Source organism: Thermus thermophilus HB8, assembly GCF_000091545.1.
In the GTDB taxonomy this organism is placed as follows: Bacteria; Deinococcota; Deinococci; order Deinococcales; family Thermaceae; genus Thermus; species Thermus thermophilus.
Window position 1 is genome coordinate 190291 of sequence record NC_006462.1, and the last position, 22059, is coordinate 212349.

14 protein-coding genes, 1 pseudogene and 2 CRISPR repeat arrays (1 of these 17 only partly in view) are annotated in these 22059 nt (G+C 68.9%); of the genes and pseudogenes, 11 read left to right on the top strand and 4 right to left on the bottom strand.

Annotation, left to right across the window (positions count from 1 at the left end; genetic code table 11):
- Nucleotides 1–657: direct repeats of the CRISPR family, unit length 29 nt; unit sequence CGGTCCATCCCCACGTGCGTGGGGACTAC; it begins 784 nt to the left of the window's first position.
- A 190-nt stretch (nucleotides 658–847) separates the two neighbouring features.
- Genes TTH_RS10940 through cas2e form a run of 9 tightly spaced genes read left to right on the top strand, consistent with a single transcriptional unit; the run spans nucleotide 848 to nucleotide 10460 of the window.
- Nucleotides 848–1837 carry a helix-turn-helix transcriptional regulator gene (locus tag TTH_RS10940; protein WP_011229118.1) on the top strand — a complete coding sequence of 330 codons (990 nt, stop codon included), beginning with the start codon at nucleotides 848–850 and terminating at the stop codon, nucleotides 1835–1837.
- On the top strand, nucleotides 1834–4596 hold the full coding sequence (locus TTH_RS10945) for a CRISPR-associated helicase/endonuclease Cas3 (RefSeq protein ID WP_011229117.1): 2763 nt from the start codon (nucleotides 1834–1836) through the stop codon (nucleotides 4594–4596). The genes TTH_RS10940 and TTH_RS10945 overlap by 4 nt, the downstream gene beginning before the upstream one ends.
- A 49-nt stretch (nucleotides 4597–4645) precedes the next feature.
- On the top strand, nucleotides 4646–6154 hold the full coding sequence (gene casA, locus TTH_RS10950) for a type I-E CRISPR-associated protein Cse1/CasA (RefSeq protein WP_011229116.1): 1509 nt from the start codon (nucleotides 4646–4648) through the stop codon (nucleotides 6152–6154).
- Nucleotides 6151–6660, top strand: coding sequence for a type I-E CRISPR-associated protein Cse2/CasB (gene casB, locus TTH_RS10955; RefSeq protein WP_011229115.1), 510 nt, complete (start codon nucleotides 6151–6153; stop codon nucleotides 6658–6660). The genes casA and casB overlap by 4 nt, the downstream gene beginning before the upstream one ends.
- Entirely contained in the window at nucleotides 6657–7772 is a 1116-nt protein-coding gene (cas7e, locus tag TTH_RS10960; RefSeq protein ID WP_011229114.1) for a type I-E CRISPR-associated protein Cas7/Cse4/CasC, read from the top strand. Before casB ends, cas7e begins: the two co-directional genes overlap by 4 nt.
- 1 nt (nucleotide 7773) lies before the next feature.
- Complete coding sequence (cas5e, locus tag TTH_RS10965) at nucleotides 7774–8520, top strand: type I-E CRISPR-associated protein Cas5/CasD (RefSeq protein ID WP_011229113.1); 747 nt, start codon at nucleotides 7774–7776, stop codon at nucleotides 8518–8520.
- Complete coding sequence (gene cas6e, locus TTH_RS10970; RefSeq protein WP_011229112.1) at nucleotides 8507–9142, top strand: type I-E CRISPR-associated protein Cas6/Cse3/CasE; 636 nt, start codon at nucleotides 8507–8509, stop codon at nucleotides 9140–9142. The genes cas5e and cas6e overlap by 14 nt, the downstream gene beginning before the upstream one ends.
- A gap of 9 nt (nucleotides 9143–9151) precedes the next feature.
- Nucleotides 9152–10129 (top strand): type I-E CRISPR-associated endonuclease Cas1e, encoded by a 978-nt coding sequence (gene cas1e / locus TTH_RS10975; protein ID WP_011229111.1) that lies wholly within the window; start codon nucleotides 9152–9154, stop codon nucleotides 10127–10129.
- A complete protein-coding gene (cas2e, locus tag TTH_RS10980) occupies nucleotides 10083–10460 on the top strand; it encodes a type I-E CRISPR-associated endoribonuclease Cas2e (protein ID WP_164926117.1) in 378 nt (125 codons plus the stop codon). The genes cas1e and cas2e overlap by 47 nt, the downstream gene beginning before the upstream one ends.
- Before the next feature lie 60 nt (nucleotides 10461–10520).
- Nucleotides 10521–11788: direct repeats of the CRISPR family, unit length 29 nt; unit sequence GTAGTCCCCACGCGTGTGGGGATGGACCG.
- 3 nt (nucleotides 11789–11791) lie between these two features.
- On the opposite strand, the gene TTH_RS10985 is transcribed toward cas2e, so the two are convergent.
- The 3 genes from TTH_RS10985 to TTH_RS10995 are packed head-to-tail and all read right to left on the bottom strand — an operon-like array spanning nucleotide 11792 to nucleotide 15699.
- Complete coding sequence (locus TTH_RS10985; protein WP_011229109.1) at nucleotides 11792–12544, bottom strand: LamB/YcsF family protein; 753 nt, start codon at nucleotides 12542–12544, stop codon at nucleotides 11792–11794.
- A 27-nt stretch (nucleotides 12545–12571) separates the two neighbouring features.
- Nucleotides 12572–13417: a formate dehydrogenase accessory sulfurtransferase FdhD gene (gene fdhD, locus TTH_RS10990; protein WP_011229108.1), complete on the bottom strand. Its 846-nt coding sequence runs from the start codon at nucleotides 13415–13417 to the stop codon at nucleotides 12572–12574.
- Complete coding sequence (locus TTH_RS10995; RefSeq protein WP_011229107.1) at nucleotides 13414–15699, bottom strand: FdhF/YdeP family oxidoreductase; 2286 nt, start codon at nucleotides 15697–15699, stop codon at nucleotides 13414–13416. The genes fdhD and TTH_RS10995 overlap by 4 nt, the downstream gene beginning before the upstream one ends.
- 350 nt (nucleotides 15700–16049) lie before the next feature.
- Here TTH_RS10995 and TTH_RS11000 point away from each other — a divergent pair, with 350 nt between their 5' ends.
- Entirely contained in the window at nucleotides 16050–17282 is a 1233-nt protein-coding gene (locus tag TTH_RS11000; protein WP_164926118.1) for a LamG domain-containing protein, read from the top strand.
- 37 nt (nucleotides 17283–17319) lie between these two features.
- Complete coding sequence (locus tag TTH_RS11005; protein WP_224065253.1) at nucleotides 17320–20127, top strand: HEAT repeat domain-containing protein; 2808 nt, start codon at nucleotides 17320–17322, stop codon at nucleotides 20125–20127.
- A 705-nt stretch (nucleotides 20128–20832) separates the two neighbouring features.
- On the opposite strand, the pseudogene TTH_RS11010 reads toward TTH_RS11005, so the two are convergent.
- Nucleotides 20833–22054, bottom strand: a pseudogene (locus TTH_RS11010) (IS256-like element ISTth4 family transposase).
- Between the last annotated feature and the right edge of the window lie 5 nt (nucleotides 22055–22059).

Sequence of the window (22059 nt, forward strand, 5' to 3'; positions counted from 1 at the left end):
AGGTCTGCGGCCCCCGGTCCATCCCCACGTGCGTGGGGACTACCCCTCTTGTTCTCTCTGGCCGCCCAACGAGGTCGGTCCATCCCCACGTGCGTGGGGACTACCACCCCCTTGGCCTTGGGCTTATAGCGCTAACCCGGTCCATCCCCACGTGCGTGGGGACTACGCTCGCAAGCTTGAGGATAAACTGGATAGGGCCCGGTCCATCCCCACGTGCGTGGGGACTACCCTAGCCTCCTGTGACGGGTGGGGGCTGTCAGCGGTCCATCCCCACGTGCGTGGGGACTACGGTGGAGAATCAGCCCGTTGAGGAGGTTGCCTACGGTCCATCCCCACGTGCGTGGGGACTACTAGACAAAGGTCGTCTTATATTCTGCGTCCGGCCGGTCCATCCCCACGTGCGTGGGGACTACTTGCAGATAGGCGATGTTGGCGGCGATGACCTCGGTCCATCCCCACGTGCGTGGGGACTACGGAGTGGCGGCCGCGAAGCGGGCCAGGTCTACCGGTCCATCCCCACGTGCGTGGGGACTACAGAGAGCTCGTAAAGGGCCCCGGCCAAATCGTCGGTCCATCCCCACGTGCGTGGGGACTACGCGGGTCACCTCGGAGTAGGAGCGGGTGGCGTCGGTCCATCCCCACGTGCGTGGGGACTACACATGACCAGGACGGCACAAACGCCCGCTTACCCCCCTTTATGTGTCTGTTTAGGAAGGATTGCAGGTTTTTCTGTCAAGTTCCCCAGCGCCCGAACGGGGGAGGGGGAAAGGCCAGGATGGGCGCTGGTCCCAGTATAGCATGGTCAAAAATCACACCCTGGCCCAAACGGCTTGCTTAGCATGAACACATGGGACAAGAGGCCAAGAGCGCCCGCCTCCTGCAGATGGCCGAGGCCTTAAAGCTCAGGCCCATGCGGGTGGGGGAACTCGCCCGCCGCTTCGGCGTGAGCGAGCGCACGGTGGAGCGGGACCTCGAGGCCCTTCTTGAACTCGGCTTTCCCGTGGAGCGCCTGGCCCGGGGGCTCTACCGCATCGCCGACCGCCCCCCTTCCCTCCACCCTATAGAGGCCCTGGCCCTCTTCGCCGCGGGAAGGCTCCTCTACCACCAGGCCCCCACGCGCCAGTACCGCATGGCCTTGGACAAACTCGCCCGCATGCTTCCCGAGCCCTTGCGGGGCCTTCTCCTCCGGAGTACCCAGGGCCTGGAGGCGCGCCAGGGGGAGAGCCGCACCCTGGAGATGGTGGCCCGGGCCCTCCTGGAGCGGCGGGTACTCGCCTTTGAGTACCGCTCCGGGGGCTCCAAGAACTGGCGGCCAAAGGAACTCTTGGTCTACTTCCTCGAGGCCAACCGGGCCAACCTGGGCCTCTACGCCATCGGCTACGAGCGCACCTACCACCGGGCCGTGCTCACCTTCAAGCTCTCCCGCATGCGCCACGCCCGCCTTCTGGACGAGTCCTACGAGATCCCCCAGGACTTTGACCCCAACGCCTACCTGCGCCGGGCCTGGGGGGTAGTGGGGGTGCGGGAGAAGGGGGTGGAGGTGCGCCTCCGTTTCGCTCCGGAGGCGGCCTGGCGGGTTCTGGAGGGGGACTACCCCGGCCTCCACCTCGAGGAGGAGCTTCCCGACGGGAGCCTTCTCGCCCGCCTCGAGGCCGCCCCCTTCAAGGGCGGGGTGCCCTGGGAGGTCCTGGCCTGGGTGCAGAGCTTCGGCCCCCGGGTGGAGGTGCTGAGCCCCCCGGAGCTCAGGCGGCTTTGGCTGGAGGAGGCGGAGCGGGTTCTGGCCCTCTACGGGAACCGACAGGAGGTGTCGGGTTCCCCTCCTAAGGTGCGCGCATGAGCGTTGAGGAAGCCGCCCTCGCCCTCTGGGCCAAAAGCGGGAACCCCTTCCACCCCCTCCTCGCCCACATGCTGGACACGGCGGCCGTGGCCCTAGCCGTCCTCCGGATGGAGCCTCCCCGGACCCGCGCCCTCTACGCCGAGGACTGGGGCCTTCCCGAGGAGGGGGCCTTGGCCTGGGCGGCCGCCCTCGTGGGCCTCCACGACCTGGGCAAGGCGAGCCCCGTCTTCCAGGCGGGCTGGGAGGAGGGAAAGGAACGGGTCCAAAGGGCGGGCCTCCCCTTCGGCGAGCTTCTGGACTGGGTGGCCCACGGGGTCTTCACGGAGCTTTTCCTGCGGAGGCTCCTCAAGGAGAAGGGGCTTCCCGAGCGGGCGGCCAACGACCTCGCCGCCGCCCTCGGGGCTCACCACGGCTTCCCGGCGAACGCCGAGGAGAAGAGCCGGGCCCGGCGCCACCTCAGGACGGAGGACCCCCTCTGGAAAGAGGCCCGGAGGTGGCTCTTGGAGGAGGTTTTCCGGAGGCTTGGGGCCCCCCTTCCCCCCTCGCAGGGAAACGGCGAGGCGCGGCCCGAGGCCGTCCTAAGGGTCATGGCCCTGGCCTCCTTCGCCGACTGGGTGGCCTCGGACCCCTCCCTCTTCCCCTACGGCCGGGACCCCCGCCGGGGGGACTACCTGAAGGAGGCCCTAAGGCTCGCTCAAGAGGCCCTGAACCGCCTGGGCTGGCCCGCCTTCGCGAAGGCCCAGAGGAGGGAGTTCGGGGAACTTTTCCCCTACATCCCGAAGCCCAATGCCCTCCAGGAAAGTGTCCCGGCCCTCCTGGAAGGGGCGTGTACCCCGGTCCTCCTCCTGGTGGAGGCCCCCATGGGCATGGGCAAGACCGAGGCCGCCCTCTACGCCCACCACCTCCTCCAGGCGGGGCTCGGCCACCGGGGGCTCTACGTGGCCCTGCCCACCCAGGCCACGGCCAACGGCCTCTTCCCCCGGGTGAGGGGCTTTCTGGAGCGGCTGGGGGAGGGGAGCCGCCTGGAGCTCCAGCTCCAGCACGGCACCGCCCTCCTCAACCCCCACTACGCCGGGCTTCTGGAGCGGGCCGCCCCCCGCCAGGTGGGGGAGGAGGAGGAAGGAGGGGCTGTGGCCTCGGCGTGGTTCTCCGCCCGCAAGCGGGCCATGCTGGCTCCCTACGGGGTGGGCACCCTGGACCAGGCCCTCCTTGGCGTGCTTCGGGTCAAGCACCACTTCGTCCGGCTCTGGGGGCTCATGAACCGGGTGGTGGTGCTGGACGAGGTGCACGCCTACGACGTCTACACTTCGGGCCTCCTCCAGGCCCTCCTGCGCTGGCTCAGGGCGCTCGGCTCCAGCGCCGTCGTCATGACCGCCACCCTGCCTCCTTCCCGCCGGAGGGCCCTCCTCGAGGCCTGGGCGGGGGAGGAGGTGGAGGGGCAGGACCTCGGCCCCTACCCCCGGGTGGTCCTGGTGGGGGAGGGGGTGAAGGCCCGCTCCCTGCCCCCGGCCCGGGAGGTGGAGGTGGCCCTCGAGGTCCTGCGGGAGGTGGACGTGGAGCCCCTCGCCCAGAGGCTTAAGGGGGCCCTCCCCGGGGCGGTGGGGGCCATCGTGAACACCGTGGACCGGGCCCAGGACCTCTACCGGGCCCTGGGGGAGGGAACCCCTCTTACCCTCGAGGAGCTGGCGAGGCGCCTTGGGGGCATCTCTGGCGGGCAGGCGTGGGAAGAGGTGCGCCAGGCGCTTCCCGAGCGGGGGGGTGAGGTGGTGGGAAAGGTCCTGACAGACGGCACCCTGGTCTTCCTCCTCCACGCCCGCTTCCCCGCCGAGGAGCGGGCCCTGAGGGGAAGCGTGGTCCTCGCCCTCTTCGGCAAGGGAGGGCCAAGGCCCCCGCGGGCCATCCTGGTGGCCACCCAGGTGGCGGAGCAGAGCCTGGACCTGGACTTTGACCTCCTCTACACCGACCTCGCCCCCATAGACCTCCTCTTCCAGCGCTCCGGGAGGCTCCACCGCCACGAGCGGCCTAGGCCCGAGGAACACGCCCGCCCCCGGCTCCTCCTAGGGGTGCCGGAGGACCTGGACTTCGGAAAGCCCCTCTACTGGGACAAGGTTTACGAGGACTACGTCCTCCTCGCCACCTGGCGGGCCCTTTCGGGGCGGGACCGCCTCCGCGTGCCCGGAGACCTCGAGGCCCTCTTGGAGGAGATCTATGAGGGGGAAAATCCCGAGAGCTTCCCCGAGGGCCTGCGGGAGCGGGCGAAGAAGAGCCTGAAGGCCCTTCAAGAGCGGCGGGACCGGGAGGCGAACACCGCCAGGAGGCTTTCCCTAAGCGAGCTGGACCGCCTCCTCGCCTACTGGGACGAGGGCGCCCTGGTGGCCCAGGAGCGCCTGGAGGACGACGAGGAGAAGGCGGAGACCCAGCGCCTCCTCACCCGCCTGGGAGACCCCAGCGTGGCCGTGGTCCCTCTCTTCCGGGTGGGGGAGGGGCTTTTCCTGGACCGGGAGGGGCGGCGGAGGGCACCGCTGAAGGGGGAGGTCTCCCGAGAAGAGGCCGAGGCCCTCTTCCGGCGGGCGGTGCGTCTCTCCCGCTTTCCCCTCCCCCAGGAGCTCCTGAAGGAGGAGCCCCCACCCGCTTGGCGCAAAAGCGGCCTCCTCCGGGGCCTCCGCCCCTTGGAGGTGGGGCGGGTCTTCCGCTCGGGGGAGCGGGCCTTCCAGGTGGAGCTGGACCCCGAGCTCGGGGTGGTCTACCTTCCGGTCTGATTCCGTCAGCGGATGTCGGGAACCGGGCTTAGCCTAAAGGCAAAGGGAGGTGGGAAGCTTGGAGAAGTTCAACCTCATTGACGAGCCCTGGATCCCCGTCCTGAAGGGCGGGCGGGTGGTGGAGGTGGGGATCGGGGAGGCCCTCTTGCGGGCCCACGAGTTCGCCCGCATAGAGACCCCTTCCCCCCTGGAGGAGGCCGTCCTCCACCGCCTCCTCCTGGCGGTGCTCCACCGGGCCCTCTCGGGCCCCCGTTGCCCGGAGGACGTTCTGGACTGGTGGCGGAAGGGGGGCTTTCCCCAAGACCCCATAAGGGACTACCTGAACCGCTTCCGGGACCGCTTCTTCCTCTTCCACCCCGAGGCCCCCTTTCTCCAGGTGGCGGACCTTCCGGAGGAGAACCCCCTTCCCTGGAGCAAGCTCCTCCCCGAGCTCGCGAGCGGCAACAACCCCACCCTCTTTGACCACACCACCGAGGAAAACCTCCCCAAGGCCACCTACGCCCAGGCCGCCCGGGCCCTCCTCGTGCACCAGGCCTTCGCCCCCGGGGGGCTCCTCCGCCGCTACGGGGTGGGCTCGGCGAAAGATGCCCCCGTGGCCCGTCCCGCCCTCTTTCTGCCCACCGGGCAAAACCTGCTGGAAACCCTCCTTTTGAACCTCGTCCCTTACACTCCAGAGGACGATGCCCCCATTTGGGAAGTGCCGCCCTTGCGGCTTGGGGACCTGGAGGGCGCCAGGACCAAGTGGCCCCTCACGGGCAGGACCCGGGTCTACACCTGGCCCGCCCGGGGGGTGCGCCTCCTGGACGAGGGGGACGGCGTGCGCTTCATGGGCTACGGCCCCGGGGTGGAGCCCTTAGAGGCCACGCACCGCGACCCCATGGTGGCCCAGCGCCTGGATGCCAAAGGTAACCTCCTCGTCCTCCGCCTTTCCGAGGAGCGGAGCTTCTGGCGCGACTTCTCCGCCATGCTCCCGAGGCAAGGGGGCAAGGTGGCCGCCACCCTGGAGCACGCGGAGAACCTCCAGGGGGAGCTGGAGGACGAGGGCTTGGAGGGGCGCATCACCTTGCGCGTGCTGGGCCAGGTCTCGGACCAGGCCAAGGTCCTGGACATCCGCCGGGAGGTCTACCCCTTGCCCTCGGGGCTCCTTACCCCGAAGGCGGAGGAAAACCTGGAAAAAGCCTTGAAGATGGCCGAGGAGCTGGGGCAGGGCCTGAAGCACCTTGCCCAGGAGGTGGCCAAGGCGGTGGTGGGGGAGCGGGACCGCGGTCACGGGCGAAGCCCGTACCTTGAGGAGCTTACGAAGCTCGCCAACTCCCTCCCCCTGGAGCGCCTTTACTGGCACGCCCTGGACGGGGCCTTTCCCAGGTTTTTCGCCCGGGTGGAGGAGGAAGCCTCCCTGGACCTCTGGCGGGAAGCCCTAAGGGGGGCGGCCCTGGAGGCCTGGAAGGCCACCCGGCGCTTCCTGGGCACGGGGGCGCGGCACCTGAAGGCCCTGGCCCAGGGAGAACAGGAGTTTGGACGCTTGCTTGGTGAGCTTGGCGAGGAGGTGCGGACGTGAGCCCAGGAGAACGGTTTCTGGACTGGCTTAAGCGCCTTCAAGGCCAGAAGGCCTGGACCGCGGCGCGGGCGGCCTTCAGGCGGAGCCTGGCCTTCCCCCCTGGGGCCTATCCCAGGGCGATGCCCTACGTGGAGCCCTTCTTGGCCAAAGGGGATTGGAGGCAGGAGGAGCGCGAGGCCCACTACCTGGTGGCGGCCCTCTACGCCCTGAAGGACGGGGACCACCAAGTGGGCCGCACCTTGGCCCGGGCCCTCTGGGAGAAGGCCCAGGGCTCGGCCAGCGTGGAGAAGCGTTTTCTGGCCCTTTTGGAGGCGGACCGGGACCAGATCGCCTTCCGCCTGCGCCAGGCGGTGGCCTTGGTGGAAGGAGGGATAGACTTCGCCCGGCTTCTGGATGACCTTTTGCGTTGGTTTTCTCCCGAGAGGCACGTCCAGGCGCGCTGGGCGAGGGAGTACTACGGCGCCGGGGCTTCGGAAGAGGAGAAGAAGAAGGAGGTGGAGGCATGAAGCTTTTGGAGGTGCACATCCTGCAGACGGTGGCCCCAAGCAACCTGAACCGGGACGACACGGGAAGCCCCAAAGACGCCCTCTTCGGGGGCTTTAGGCGGGCCAGGATCTCCAGCCAGGCCCAGAAGCGGGCAGTGCGGGTGGCCTTTAGGGACTGGCCCCTCCTCTCCGAGGAGGAGCGGGCGGTGCGGACGAAGCGGCTCGTGGAAGAGCTTCTCCGCAGGCTTGCGGGTGTGGAGGAGGAGCTTGCCCGCCGTGCCATAGAGAACGCCCTGAACGCCTTGGGCTTCGGGGTGAAGGAGGGGCGGACGGAGTATCTCCTCTTCCTGGGGAACCGCGAGCTTGACGCCCTGGCCCAGGGCATCCGGGAGAACCTCGAGGCCCTCTCGGGCGAGGTGAAGGGGAAGAAGAAGGCGGAGGTACCCCCCGAGCTCAAGAAGGCCCTGGAGCGGGTCCTGGACGGGGGCAAGGCCGTGGACCTGGCCCTCTTCGGCCGGATGCTCGCCGACCGGCCCGAGCTCGGGGTGGACGCCGCGGCCCAGGTGGCCCACGCCCTAAGCACCCACAAGGTGGACCGGGAGTTTGACTTCTACACCGCCGTGGACGACCTCAACCCCAAAGAGGACACGGGGGCGGGGATGATGGGGGACGTGGAGTTCTACTCCGCCACCCTCTACCGCTACGCCGTGGTGGACCTGGACAAGCTCGTGGAAAACCTCCAGGGGGACAAGGAGCTCGCCCTCAAGGGGGTCCTGGCCTTCCTCGAGGCCTTCGCCCTCACCCTGCCCTCGGGCAAGCAGAACAGCTTCGCCGCCCATAACCCGCCCCTCTTCGTGGCCTTTCGGGCGGGGGAGGGGATGCCCCGGAACCTGGCCACGGCCTTTGAGGCCCCTCTTCGGCCTAAGGAGGAGGTTCCCCTCTCTCGGCTTTCCGCCGAGGCCCTCCTTAAGGAGTGGGCGAAGTTTGACCGGGTCTATGGGCCTCTGGAGCCGGAGTGGAAGGGCGCCTTGGACCTCACCGGGGCGGAAGGGGACGGGGTTCCCAGGCTGGAGAACCTGAAGGCCCTCAAGGAGAAGGCGGCGGAGGCCGTGAAGGCCCTTCTGGGGGTGTAGCGTGCCCACCCTCCTAATCAGGCTCCAAGGCCCCCTGCAGTCCTGGGGCACGCGGAGCCGCTTTGACCACCGGGACACCTGGCCCTACCCCACGAAAAGCGGGGTGGTGGGCCTTCTGGCCGCCGCCCTGGGCCGGGACCGGAGGGAGGACGTCTCCGATCTGGCCGCCCTCCGCATGGGGGTTAGGGTGGACCGGAAGGGGGTGCTCAAGGTGGACTACCAGACGGCTCAGTTTGTTTACCGGACGGAGGGGTACGTTGCCGTTAGCACCCCGAAAGAGAGGGAATGGCTAAGCCGCTATACAAAAACTCCCATACGGGTAGACGAGCGCAATGCGACCGTGACCAGTAAGCGGTACTTCCTCTCCGACGCGGCCTTCCTGGTGGGCCTCGAGGGGGAGAGGGCCCTCCTGGAGGCCCTGCACCGGGCCCTAAAGAACCCTCGCTTCCCCCTCTACCTGGGCCGGAAGAGCTACGTGCCAAGCCCCCCGCCCTACCTCCCCGACGGCCTCGTGGAGGCCCCTTTGGCGGAGGCCCTCGAGGGCTACCCGTACCTTTTGGGCGGGAAGCCCCCGGAGGACCTCCTCCTGGCGCTGGAGGCCGAGGAGGGCCGCCTGGTCTACGACCAACCCGCGGGGCCCTTCAGCGAGCGCCGCTTCGCCGCCCGGTTCGTGCGGGAGGAGGTGCTTCCCAAGGAGAGGGTGCCGGAAGGCCCCCCGGCGTGGGAGGTGGCCCGTGTGGCTCACTAAGCTCGTGCTGAACCCGGCATCCCGGGCCGCCCGCCGGGATTTGGCGAACCCCTACGAGATGCACCGCACCCTCTCCAAGGCGGTCTCCCGGGCCCTGGAGGAGGGGCGGGAGCGGCTTCTTTGGCGCTTGGAGCCCGCCCGGGGTCTGGAGCCTCCCGTGGTCCTGGTGCAGACCCTCACCGAGCCCGACTGGAGCGTGCTGGACGAGGGCTACGCCCAGGTCTTTCCGCCCAAGCCCTTCCACCCCGCCCTGAAGCCCGGCCAGCGCCTCCGCTTCCGCCTCCGGGCCAACCCGGCGAAGCGCCTCGCCGCCACGGGGAAGCGGGTGGCCCTGAAGACCCCGGCGGAGAAGGTCGCCTGGCTGGAGAGGCGCCTTGAGGAGGGGGGGTTCCGCCTCCTGGAGGGGGAAAGGGGCCCCTGGGTGCAGATCCTCCAAGACACCTTCTTGGAGGTCCGGCGGAAGAAGGACGGGGAGGAGGCGGGGAAGCTCCTCCAGGTGCAGGCGGTGCTCTTTGAGGGGCGCCTCGAGGTGGTGGACCCCGAAAGGGCCCTCGCCACGCTAAGGCGGGGCGTGGGCCCCGGGAAGGCCCTGGGCCTCGGCCTCCTTTCCGTGGCCCCCTAGGGAGGCGGCGTGCCCCCCGTTTCCAGCGCCAGGAACCTCAAGGAGCTTCCCAAGTTCCGGGACGGCCTCTCCTACCTCTACGTGGAGCACGCCGTGGTGGAGCGGGAGGCCGGGGGCATCGGGATCTACGACCAAGAGGGCCTCACCCTCGCCCCGGTGGCGGGGCTTGGAGTCCTCTTCCTGGGGCCCGGCACCCGCATCACCCACGCCGCCGTCCGCCTCCTCGCCGAGAACGGATGCACCGTGGCCTGGGTGGGGGAGGGGATGGCCCGCTTCTACGCCCAGGGCCTGGGCGACACCCGAAGCGCCGCCCGCTTCTACCGCCAGGCCCGGGCCTGGGCCGACCCCGCCCTGCACCTCGAGGTGGTGATGCGGCTTTACCGCATGCGCTTCTCCGAGCCCCTGCCCGAGGGCCTCACCCTGGAGCAGGTGCGGGGCCTGGAGGGGGTGCGGGTGCGGAACGCTTACGCCCGCTGGAGCCGGGAGACGGGCGTGCCCTGGTACGGCCGGAGCTACGACCGGGGCAACTGGCGGGCGGCGGACCCGGTGAACCGGGCCCTCTCCGCCGGGGCGAGCTACCTCTACGGCCTGGCCCACGCGGCCATCGTCTCCCTGGGCTTTAGCCCCGCTTTGGGCTTCATCCACACGGGGAAGCTCCTCTCCTTTGTCTACGACATCGCCGACCTCTACAAGGCCGACTACCTGGTGCCCGCCGCCTTCCGCACCGTGGCCGAATCCGAAGAGGCCGTGGAGCGAAGGGTGCGCCGGGCCCTGCGGGAGGCCATTCAGGAGGGGAGGCTCCTTGAGCGCATGGCGGAAGACCTTCTGAACCTCTTCCGGGGCCTCGGCCTCCCCGAGGAGGAGGACCCGGTGGAAGAGGACCCCACCCGCCCCGGGGGGCTTTGGGACCTCGAGGGCGAGGTGGAGGGCGGGGTGGCCTATGGTGGTGATGATCCTGGAGAAGGTGCCGAGGAGCCTGAGGGGTGACCTCACCCGCTTCCTGGTAGAGGTGGACACCGGGGTCTTCGTGGGCCGGGTCAGCGCCACGGTGCGAGAGCTCCTTTGGGAACGGGCCGTGGAGAAGGCCGAGGGCGGCCGGGTGGCCCTCGCCTACCGGACGAACAACGAGCAGGGCTTCGCCTTGCGGCTTCACGGCTACCCGGACCGCTTTCTGCGGGACTTTGATGGTATAGTGCTGGTGAGCGTTCGGAACGCCGAGGCGGTGCGGAAGGCGGAGAAGCTGTCCAGGCAGGTTGAGAGGTACAAAAAACGCCTTGCCAAGGGTTCCGAAGGGGATCTTGAGAGCCAAAGTCCGTAACTGCTCCCGAATAGACACATAAACGGGGGTGAGCGGGCGTTTTCGCCGTCCTGGTCATGTGTAGTCCCCACGCGTGTGGGGATGGACCGGCTGGCCTGCAGGACCTCCAGCATCTGGCGGGGTAGTCCCCACGCGTGTGGGGATGGACCGGCCCTAGACTCGGGCTATCCCGCCATCAGCGGCGTAGTCCCCACGCGTGTGGGGATGGACCGCCAGCGGATGGCGTCCTCATAGCGCATGCGCAGTAGTCCCCACGCGTGTGGGGATGGACCGGCAACCCCAGGGTTCAGGGGTTCAGTCGCCCATGTAGTCCCCACGCGTGTGGGGATGGACCGTTCACCCAGCTTGACGGCGCCATCATTTCCCACGTAGTCCCCACGCGTGTGGGGATGGACCGGCCATCCCGAAGCCGTGCGGGTTGCCTTCCCACGTAGTCCCCACGCGTGTGGGGATGGACCGCTATCTTTCGCGAACTACCGGGCTTGGGCCGCGTAGTCCCCACGCGTGTGGGGATGGACCGTAGGCCATCGTGTCTAGGGAGGGGTTAGACCCGTAGTCCCCACGCGTGTGGGGATGGACCGGACGGTAGACCCCGAGACCGGGGAAATCCTGGAGTAGTCCCCACGCGTGTGGGGATGGACCGGAAAGCCCGAACTCATGGCGGACCGCGAACACGTAGTCCCCACGCGTGTGGGGATGGACCGTGCCCCTCTGGCGGCCTAAGGAGGGTCATAAGCGTAGTCCCCACGCGTGTGGGGATGGACCAGACGACATCCTTAGCGCCCTCCTCATGGCCCTACGTAGTCCCCACGCGTGTGGGGATGGACCGGTTCCGGCCTCCACCCTCCGGTACGCGGAGAAGTAGTCCCCACGCGTGTGGGGATGGACCGACCATGAGCGGCGAGTTAGGGTGCGAAATCGGGGTAGTCCCCACGCGTGTGGGGATGGACCGGAGGCTCGCGGAGAAGGCCGCCACCTGCTCCCCGTAGTCCCCACGCGTGTGGGGATGGACCGTCCGACCCGCGCCGCCTCCTCTCTCTCTCCCTGGTAGTCCCCACGCGTGTGGGGATGGACCGACTCGGGAGCCAAGACGTAGGTGGAGAACCGCCGTAGTCCCCACGCGTGTGGGGATGGACCGGACATGACCCCCGAGCAGCGCCGCGCCCTCAAGCGTAGTCCCCACGCGTGTGGGGATGGACCGGTGGAGTCTTCCCCTTCCTCTTCTGGCCCCCAGCGTAGTCCCCACGCGTGTGGGGATGGACCGAGCTCCCGCTTGAGCTCGTCCAGGAGGTACTTCGCGTAGTCCCCACGCATGTGGGGATGGGCCGGCGCTAGAAGGCCCTCACCTCCACCCCCGCCTGCTCCAGGGCCTCCCGCACCGCCCTCGCCACCTCGGGGGCGTTGGGGTTGTCCCCGTGGATGCAAAGCGTGTCGGCCCGCACCGCCACCTCTCCCCCGTCCAGGGCCTCCACCTTTCCCTCCAGCACCATGCGCAAGGCCCTCCGGGCCGCCTCCTCGGGGTCGGTGATCCAGGAGCCCGGCATGGAGCGGGGGGCGAGCTGGCCGCTTCGCAGGTAGGCCCTTTCGGGGAAGGCCTCGAGGACCACCCTGAGCCCCGCCTTCCGCGCCTCCTCCTCGTACACCGTCCCCGGAAGGACCACGAGGGGAAGCCCCGGGTCAAAGGCCTTCACCGCGAGGGCGATGGCCCTCGCCGTCTCCCGGTCGCGGCAGGCCTTGAGGTAGAGCGCCCCGTGGGGCTTGACGTGGTGGAGAGGAAGGCCCTCCGCCTTGAGGAAGGCGGAGAGGGCCCCGATCTGGTAGAGCACGTCGGCGTAGACCTCCTCGGGGCTTAGGGCCATCTCCCTTCGGCCGAAGCCCACGAGGTCGGGGAAGCCCGGGTGCGCTCCCACGGCTACGCCGTGGGCCTTGGCCAGGCGCACCGCCTCCAGGATCCGGCCCGGGCTTCCCCCGTGGAAGCCGCAGGCCAGGTTCGCCGAGCTCACCAGGGGGAAGATCTCCCGGTCGTGCCCGTAAGCGAAGGCCCCGTAGGACTCGCCCGCGTCGGCGTTCAGATCTACCTTCACACCGCCCTCCTCTTCCAAGCTTAAGCCTCATCCGCAAGGGTTGGGGAGCCCTCGAGGCGGGCCCACCCGCTCCCGCCCGGCGTAGACGTTCATCCGCCCCGGGCGCAGGAAGCCCACCAGGGTGAGGCCGTAGGCCTGGGCCAGGGCCACGGCCAGGCTCGTGGGGGCGGAGACGGCGCAGAAGACGGGGATGCCCGCCGCCACCGCCTTCACCAAAAGCTCGTACCCGGCCCGGCCGCTCACCAGGAGGATGTGGTCGTGGAGGGGGAGCTTCCCCTGAAGGAAGGCCCAGCCGATGAGCTTGTCCAGGGCGTTGTGCCGGCCCACGTCCTCCCGCAAGGCGACGAGCCGCCCCTCCCGGTCAAAGAGGGCGGCGGCGTGGAGGCCCCCGGTGGCGCGGAAGAGGCGCTGGGCCTCCCCCAGGCGCTCGGGCAGGGCGAGGAGGAGGTCGGGGTCCACCGCCAGGGGCGGGGGAGGGGAGAGGCCGAGCCTTCCCGGGTCGGGGAGGGCCTCCCGGCCGCAGGCTCCGCAGGCGGCGGTGAGGGCGAGGTGGCGCCTGGGCGGGGGCGGGAGGGGGTGGCGCAGGAAGACCTGGATGACCCCTTCCCGCGCCTCGGGGGGGAGGCTTCCGTCTGCGCAGGGGGCGATGGCGAGGACCTCCTTGGGGTCTTGGAGGAGGCCCTCGGTGTAGAGGAGGCCCGCGGCGAGCTCCGCGTCCTGCCCCGGGGTGCGGAGGACCACCCCCAGGGAGGCCACCTCGTCCCGGTAGCGCAGCCGGATCTCCAGGGGGGCCTCCGCGGCCACCTCGTCCCGGACTTCCCGCCACCGGCCCCCCTCGAGGCGGGCCACCCGGACCCTGGCCTTCCCCTTCATGGCCGGAGCGGGGAAGGGGCCTCCGCCTCCCCCCGCCGCAGGTGGGCGAGGATCTCCTTGTAGGCCGGGATGTGGGCCAGGGGGGAGCGGGCCTTGGGGTCCACCAGGACGTTCCCCTCGGGCCAGTGGACCTCCAGGGTGCCCTCTTTGACCTCCGCCAGGTAGACCCGGCCGGCGTAGCGGCCGAAGGCGTTTTCCAGCACCACCGGGTCCCCAGGCTTCAGGCCCAGGCGGGCGGCGTCCTTGGGGTTCATGTAGACCGCGTCCCGGAAGGCCCCGGTGAGAGGGTCCTGGTCCTCATGGACGATGGAGTTGAACTGCTTCCCCCGGCGGGTGACCACGCGGAAGGCCCCCTCGGGGACCTCCTTTTGGGGCAGGGGCACGGGGCGGAAGTGGGCCTTCCCGTCGGGGGTGGGGAAGCGCCAGCCCTCGCAGAGGCGCCTCCCCCCGTACTGGAACTGGTCCCCCTTGGCCTTGAAGCGCTGGATCCCCTCGTAAAGGGGGATGACCCGGGCGATCTCCTCGCGAATCTCCGCGGTGGAGGCGAAGCGGAAGCGGTCCTTGAGCTCGGGGCGCAGGCGGTGGACGAGCTCCTGGAAGACCTCCCACTCGGGCCGGGCCTCCGGGGGCCTCGGGCCGGGGATCTCGGGGCTGAAGATCACGCGCCTTTCCGTGCTGGTCTCCGTGACCCCGCCCGGGACCTCGTAGCGGGTGGTGGCGGGGAGGAGGAGGACACACTCCCCGGGCTCCAGGAGCATCTGGCTGGAGAGGACGATGTCCTGGTGGACCCTGAGGGGAACGCGCCGCAAGGCCTCCTCCACGGCCTCGGGGTCGGGCATGACCTCGCGGAAGTCCCCTCCGATGGCCCAAAGGACCCCGAGCCTCCCCTCGAGGGCCCGGTCCAGGGCCTCCGGGGTGGTGAGGCCGGGGCGGTCCGGGACGGGAAAGCCCCAGAGCTCGGCGAGCCTCCGGGCGTTCTCCGGGTTCACGGGAAGCCCCCCCGGGAAGGCGGTGGCGTAGGCCCCCATCTCCGCCCCCCCTTGGACCCCGGAGTGGCCGCGGATGGGCATGAGGCCGCACCCCTCCCGCCCCACGAAGCCCTTGAGGAGGGCGAGGTTGACGATGGCCCGCACGTTGTCCTCCCCGTGGGTGTGCTGGGTGATCCCCATGCCCCAGACGAAGACGGCCCGCTCGGCCCGGCCCACCATCTCGGCGAAGGCCCGCATCTCCTCGCGGGAGACGCCCGCCGCCTTCTCCAGCTCGGCGAAGGGGATGGCCTCGAGGAGGGCCTTGTACGCCTCAAAGCCCGCGGTGTGGGCCCGGATGAACCCGGGGTCTACCCAGCCCTCCTCCAGCATCCACTTGGCCGCCCCGTGGAGGAAGGCGATGTCCCCGCCGGGGAGGATTTGGAAGAAGCGGTCGGCGATCCTCGTGCCGAAGAGGGCGCTTTCCAGGTCCGAGGGGACGAAGTAGCGCTCCATCCCGGGCTCCCGGTAGGGGTTCACCACCGCCACCTTGGTCCCCGCCTTTTTGGCGTGGTAGAGGTACTTCATCATCACCGGTTGGTTGTTGGCCACGTTGGAGCCCAGGAAGACCACGAGGTCGGTGCCGATGAGGTCGGTGTAGCTGCAGGTGGTGGCCGCCACCCCAAGGGCCTCCTTGAGGACCACGGTGGAGGGGGAGTGGCAGATGCGGGCGGCGTTGTCCACGTGGTTGCACCCCAGGGCCCGCACCGCCTTCTGCACCACGTAGTAGGTCTCGTTGGGCACGCCCCGGCTCGTGAGGTAGAAGAAGGCCCCCTCGGGGAGGTGGCGCCTGAGGTACTCCGTGGCAAGCCCCATGGCCTCGTCCCAGGAGACGCGCCGGAAGCCCCTTTCCCCCTTCCGCCGGAGCATGGGGTAGGGGAGGCGGCCGAGGCGCCGGAGCTCCCGGCTCTTCCTCCCCTTCAAGGCCTCCACGTCCTCCAGCACCTTGGGGTCCAGAGGGGGCAGGGTGTTCAGGCGGAGGAGGCGCAGGCGCACGTTGCAGAGGTGGACCCCGTGGAGGGTCCAGTCCTCGAGGCCCGAGGTCCCGAGGGCGCAGCCGTCGCAGACCCCGTCCTTAAGGATCCGCCAGGCGTAGGGAAGGTTGTCCCGGTTCTCCCAAAGGGCCCGAAAGACCTCGTAGAAGTTCTCCAGGTGGGTGAAGGGGATGCGGCTCGCCCAAAGCTCCGGGGCAAGGCCTCGCTTTGGGGGGCGCACGTACGCCTTGGGCGAGCTCCAAAACGGGTTCAACCAGGCCATGGCCACCTCCTTGGGTTCCTCGAGGCCAGCGTAACGCCGGGGGCGAAGGCGGGCAAGGGCGGAGGCCACGCCGGGGGATAGTCGGCCGCTGACAGCTAAGGGCCAACCCTTTATCCTCTCAACACGGCGGCCCCACCTCGGATCCAGTTGACCCCTGAGGAGGGTCGCCTCCCGCTAGAGCTTTCCCTGGACCCAATGAAGTGCTGCCCCGAATTTGGACCACCCCAAGAGAGAGGCCAAGGGCGTCCTCGAGGAGGCGGCCCGATGAACGGGCAGGCCCCGTACCCCCGGTGATAAACTGGGAGGCAAGGCGGTCTAAGCTTAGGGCCGCAGTTTCAAGGAGGTGAACCGTGCGGTACCGCCTTATCTGCTGGATGTTGCTCGGATGGTTTATTGCCGGGTACGGCTACGCCCAGATCCGTGGCGGCGCCGAAACAGCCCGGTTTGAACCCGGCGACAGGATCCTCTATCAGGAAGACCTTTCGGGCACGCCGATTGGCAGCCAGGTGGAAGGCTGGGAGATCCTGCAAGGTAGCTACGAGGTGGCGGAGTTTCAGGACCGGCGCTGGTTCCGCCCGCTCGCGTACAACACGCACATCCTCCGTCGGATGGATTTTCCGCAGGACTTCTCCGTGGAGTTCACCACGTACCTTTTTGAACCGGGCGAAGCGGAACTGCGGGTGTTCCTGCACACGGAGGAAGATATAAAGCGCGGGGTGGGTCCCGACGGCTACGCGCAGGTCTACCTGAAAATCTTCCGCACCGGAAATCGGGACGGTTTCTGGTTTGCCACCTGGAATGCCACCAACCGGCGCTGGCAGGTGGTGGTAGAAGACCCCAGACGCCTTCCGCCCGATACGCCCCACAACGTGGCCCTGCAGGTGCGAGGCGGGCGGTTGAACCTCTTCATCGACGGCGAGCGCGTGGCCACGACGCCCTTCCGTCCGGATGCGCCGCTCCGCGCCATCAGCTTCCGCTTCCTGAGCCGCAAGGGCCACGAACTGCCCTATAAGGACCGTCCGGCGCTCCTGGACGGCATCCGCATCGCTGGCTACAGCCGTCCCGTCGGGCGCGCCACCGGCGGCGTCTTCCTCTACTGGATGTTCCCCGGAGGGCAGGAAAACCTGCCCCAGCTCCAGGCGGCGCAGAACCAGACCATTAGTTCTAGTACGGCTCTGGATGCCCTCGGCGGTGAGCCCCGCACCGTGGAAGGTACGCTCGTGCCTGTTGACCTTCCCGCCAACCCCTTTGCCCCGGGTGAGGTGCGGGTGCGCGCCGAAGGGCAGGCGTGGCAGGCGTTTGTCCGGCGCCTGAGGGCGGACTTGGAAGCCGTGCGTCAGGCAGGCGGCGGACTGATCATCGTCGGCGATGGAGGCGATGGGCGTACGGAGCGTGAGCGGAGGCTTTTAGCCAACCAGCGGGCCATCGCCTTTGCCGCCTGGCTGGCCCGGCAGGGCATCGGCAACCCGCAGAACCTGCTGAGCATCGTGGCGGATAACGGCGGGTATGAAAGTATCTTCTTCGTTGTGAATAACGGCGGGTATCGGGGCATTGTGTCGCTCCGGATGCAGCCGAGGCGGTGAAGTGGGCGGCCACTCACGCTATCCGGGGAGGTGGCCCATGAAGCGCACGGGGGTTGCGCTGGCGTTCCTGGTGGCGCTGCTCGGCCTCGGCAGCGCCGTTAAGGCACAGACAGCAGAGCTCCTCCAGCAGCTGGAAGCGGCCCGGACGCCCACCGAGGCCCTCCCTCTGCTGGAACGGCTTGGGCGGGCGCTGAGCGAGGGGGAACTGTTCGGCGAAGAGGTGCGCATTGCCCGCCTGACCGTGCGCTTCTGGCAGGACCCGGCGGCACCTCCGGAGGTGGTGGAACGCCTGCAGCACATCTACGGCATGATCGCGCCAGCCCTGGCGGTCATGGATCCCCCGCTGGCCGAGACGCTGTTCGTGCGGGTGCCGCTGACGTGGGCGACGTCGGACGACGCAATACGCCGAAAGCAGGGGCTGGCGGTGCTCATCCTGAGCTGGGAGCTCTTCTTTGGCTACGAGCAGCAGGAAATTCTGCTGCAGGCCCTTCCCTCGGTCCTCGCCCAGGCCGCCACCTGGCCCGAGGAGGCTTTTGAAGCCATCCTGTCCTTCCTGGCCGATCGGGTAACGCTTTCCTCCGAAGCGCACCTGCCGGACAGCCTGCCAGAGGCCTTCGTGGAGCGCCTGCGCCGCCATCAGGGCAACTATGCCTGGCGACTCCCCGATATCCTGGCCCTGGATACCACGGAAACGGGCACGGACCGGCTCATCGCGTGGGCCCAGAGTCCGCCCCCTTTGCCGCCGTCGCTGGCTGCATACCGCCAACGTTGGCGCGAGGCCTTTCTGGCGAAGTTGGATGGTCGCCGATTGACCCTGGAGCAGAAGCGGCGGGTGGTGGCGCTGCTATCTGACCCTGGGCTCCGGGACGCCGTGTTCCGCCTGGTGCGCACCTGGCGGCACCGGGGTGAGCCGTTGCCTCCTCCGCCGCCGGAGAGCCTGCCACTGCTGGAGGAGTGGGCCGTCCGGGAACACTGCGAGGAAGCCGTGCGCCTGCTGGCGGCGGCCGGTCAAGAGGGGCTGACGCGGCTCTTCCGGGTGGCGATGGAGGACCTCCGGGACCGGGACGCCCCTATCCGAGAGCCTCGCCCCTGCGAGTGGGACCGCTGGAGCGCCCTCTTCGCGCACGCCGAAGCCATCGCAGACCGGATCGGGGCCGCCTACCGGGAAGGGCCAACGCCCCGGCTTCTGCGCCTGCTGGCCCGCGCGGGACGCTGGGAGGTCGTCCTCGAGGCCCTGTCCTCTCCCGAGGCCGCCCTGCGGCGGGAGGCGGCCTTTCTTCTGGCCCTGGCGGTGGCGCCGGAAGAGGATGCGCTGGCGCGAACAGGGGATGCCGGGCAGGGGCAGGCGCTGGTGGCGTCGTGGCAAAAGCGGCCGGAGCTGCACCCGCGCGCGCGGGAAGCGCTACGCCAGGCGCTCCGCGACGAAGACCCGAACGTGCAGCGGGAGGCCCTCCGGGCGCTCCTCTTTCTGGGCGACGAGACCGCCTGGCCGGTGCTTCTTGCGGCGCTTCGGGTGGAAAACGAGAACCGGTTTCAGACCTTCCTCAGCGGGTTCCGACCGGCGCTTACGGACTCCCTGGCGCGTGCGCTGGCCGAGGTGGCCAGGGGGGATCCCAGCGAGGCGTTGCGCCGCCGCGCCGTCGTCCTGCTTGGCCGCGCGGAGCCCGGACCTTGGCAGGCCGCGGTGGAGCCCGTGCTGCAGCAGCTTCTCCGGGACCCCGACCAGGAGGTGCGCCGCGCCGCGGCGGAATACTTCGCGGCCGTCCCCGCCCGGGAGGTCGCCACCACGGCTGCCCTCCTCGAGGCCACGCGCGATGCCCACATGTACGTCCGGCATGCTGCGGCCATAGCCCTGGGGCTGGCCCGTGGCTGGACGCCGGAGCTGGTGGACCGCCTGGAGGTGCGGCTACGCGAAGGTGATCCGGACGCAAATGTCGTGCGGGCGCTTGAAGACGCGTATCCGCATGCCCTCCGCCGGGCGCCCGGCGCCGTGGACCGCCTGCTGGCGATCGTCCTGGAGCGGAAAGGACCGGCGCGCTGGCGGAAGGCCCTGGCCGAAGGGCCGCAGGCCGATGCGGCCGTGGCTTGGGAACTCCTGAAGCGGCTGGAGGCGAGGCCGCTCAAAGACTGGGCCCCCGTGCCGCCGGGGTTCGGCCCCGGGCTCCTGCAGCGCATGGTGGAATTCTTCGTCCGCGCGGAGGAGGACCCGCCGCCGCTGGGGATCATCGGGCACCTTGTCCCCCGGGAAATGCTTGATCCCTTTTTGATTCGCCGGGCGCTGGAAGATCCGGAGGCGTCACTGGGGCACCGGCTGTGGCTCATCCAGCAGGCGCTGGAGATTCCGGAGGATCTTCGAGAGGGTGTCTGGCAGCTGCTCATGCAGGCGCTTCGCGAGGAAGAAGGCGGCGAAATGACGCTGGCGCTGCTCGGAAGGTGGGGATTTGACGGCGTGCGGCGGCTCGTTGAAGAGCTCTGGGGTGAGCCCGAGACGCTCCGGCACGTCGCGCGACACCTGCGGCAACAAGAAGAACTCGGAAAGCTCCAGATGGCCGCCGGAAATGTGGGCGGTCCGCGTCTGCCCGAGCCCACTGCCGAGGATCTGCCCTGGGTTGAGGCTACCCTGGCGCGCCTGGCGCCCGGCGCCCGCGACCCACGCCTGGAGCCGCTTGTGGATCTGCTGGGCCTCTGGAACCTGGGCAACGATTCTGCCTTAAGGAAGGCCGCGTTTCGGTACCGCATTCCGCAGCTCCTGCTCCGCCATCTGGCTGATCCCCACGAATGCCGCGCTGTGGCCGAGGTTGTGGGGAGTCTGTTCGGCCGGGGCGTCACACCCCGCTGTCGTTGAGGCGCCCAACGCCCAAGTCCCTTCGCGTGGCGGCTTAGAGGCCTCCCGGGGAACGCGGAGCTTAGAGGCCCTCTTTTCCCATCTCTTCGGCGAGGCGGCTCCTCCTCTGGCGCCTAACCTCGCGCCGCTTACCCCATGCGCCCACTCGCACGGGGGATAGGAAAGTGTTGCCGGTCCTCAAGGAGTCAGCGATAGGCCGCCAGCCCCTTGGGGGCGTGGGCACGGGCCAGCCCGTAGGCTGAAGGTGGCCTTTCTGGGGCGGGGGGAGTACACGCTCTTTTACTTGCGTAGGCACTAGCAACTACACTTATGCGCGAAATTGCGGGAAGAAGGCATGTTAATCACTTTCTCATATCCTAGTTTCCCTTTTTGAGGGCTTTCCTACTTAAGTTGCAAGGGATTGAGCCCCGTAAGGGGATTGATACTGTCTTGCTTGTCAAGCGACCCCTTGGTGCGGCTGGGTCGCGTAGTACTCCCTGAGCCGCCCCATCGTCCGCGCAGCAGCTTGTGCGCTACGGCCAAAAGCGCCTGCCTCGCCGCCCGGAGGGAAAAGAACCCCCTTTGGGGGCCCCTATCTTCGCGAAAGCTACGTTTCGCGAAAAAGAGACCCCACTGCCCCGCCCTGCAGTTTCTTGGAAATTCATCGGCACTAGAAAGGGCGGAGAAGCCTTTCGGGCACCTACCCCTTCCCCAAGGACGGTCGTGTCAAGAGTTATGTGTAAGAGTCTGTGTACGGGGGGCATACCGCTCCTGAAGCATCTTCTCCAGTACCTCCTTCACCTCCGAGAACCCCTTTAGTTTCCGTTCTGCCCACCTCCCTTCCTGCCTCTCCGACTCCAGGTAAAGAAGCTTGTACACCGCCTCTTCCTTAGGAAACTTGTGGTCCCGCACCTTCGTCCCCCGCCGTAGCTCCCGGATAAACCGCTCCATCAGGTTGGTGCTCCGCAGGTACGGCCAAAGCACCTTGGGGTACCCGTAGAAGCGCAGGAAGGCCCCCGAATCCTGTACCCAAAGCCCCACCACCCCCGGGTACCGCGAACCCCAGGCGGCCTTCACCTCCTCCAAGGCCCCAAGAGCTTCTTCCCGGCTCTCCGCCCCGTACACCCGCCTCAGGTCCTCCGCCAGCAGGGCCCGGTCCCGGGAGCGCACCTGGGACAGGCTCCACCGCACCCCGTGCACCACGCACCGCTGCCATTCCGCCTGAGGGTAGACCCTGCGGATCGCTTCAGGAAGCCCGGGCAGCCCGTCGGTGACAAAGAGCAACACCCGCCGCAGGCCCCGCTGCCAAAGCTCCCCCAGGACCCCCTCCCATCCCAGGGCGCTCTCCGTGGGCAAAAGCCAGAACCCCAGGACCCGCCTCTCCCCATTAGGGGCGATGCCCAGGGCCACATACACGCTTTCCCGTACGATCCCTTCTCCTTCCCTGAAGACCTTTAGGGGAAAGCCCGTCCAGGTAGACGAAGGCCATCTCCTCGGGCAAAGGCCGGGTGCGGAAGGCTCCTGCCGCCTCCAGGACCTCGTCCGTCAGGGCGCTCAGGGTCTCGTGGGAGTAGCGGTGGCCCAGGAGCAGGCTCAGTATCTCGGCCGCCTTGCGCTGACTGACCCCGGCGGCGTACAAGGCCACAGCTACTTCCCCCACGTCCACCAGGCGGCGGGCGTAGGGCTTAAGGAAAGCCGGGTAATACCGAGATTCCCGATCCCTAGGGACCTTCAGGTCCACCTGGCCGAAGGTGGTCTCCAGCTTGCGGGGGTAGTAGCCGTTCCTGCGGCCTCCGTGCACCTGCAAGAAGGCTGTCCGGTCCAGCTCCAGAACCGTCTGCAGAACCTCGGCTACTGTCTCCCGCACCGCTTCCCTCAGCAAGATCCGCAAGGTATCCTGGTCCACGGGGCACCTCCTCGTGCTAAGGTGTGCCCCCCTATTAAACACGGATC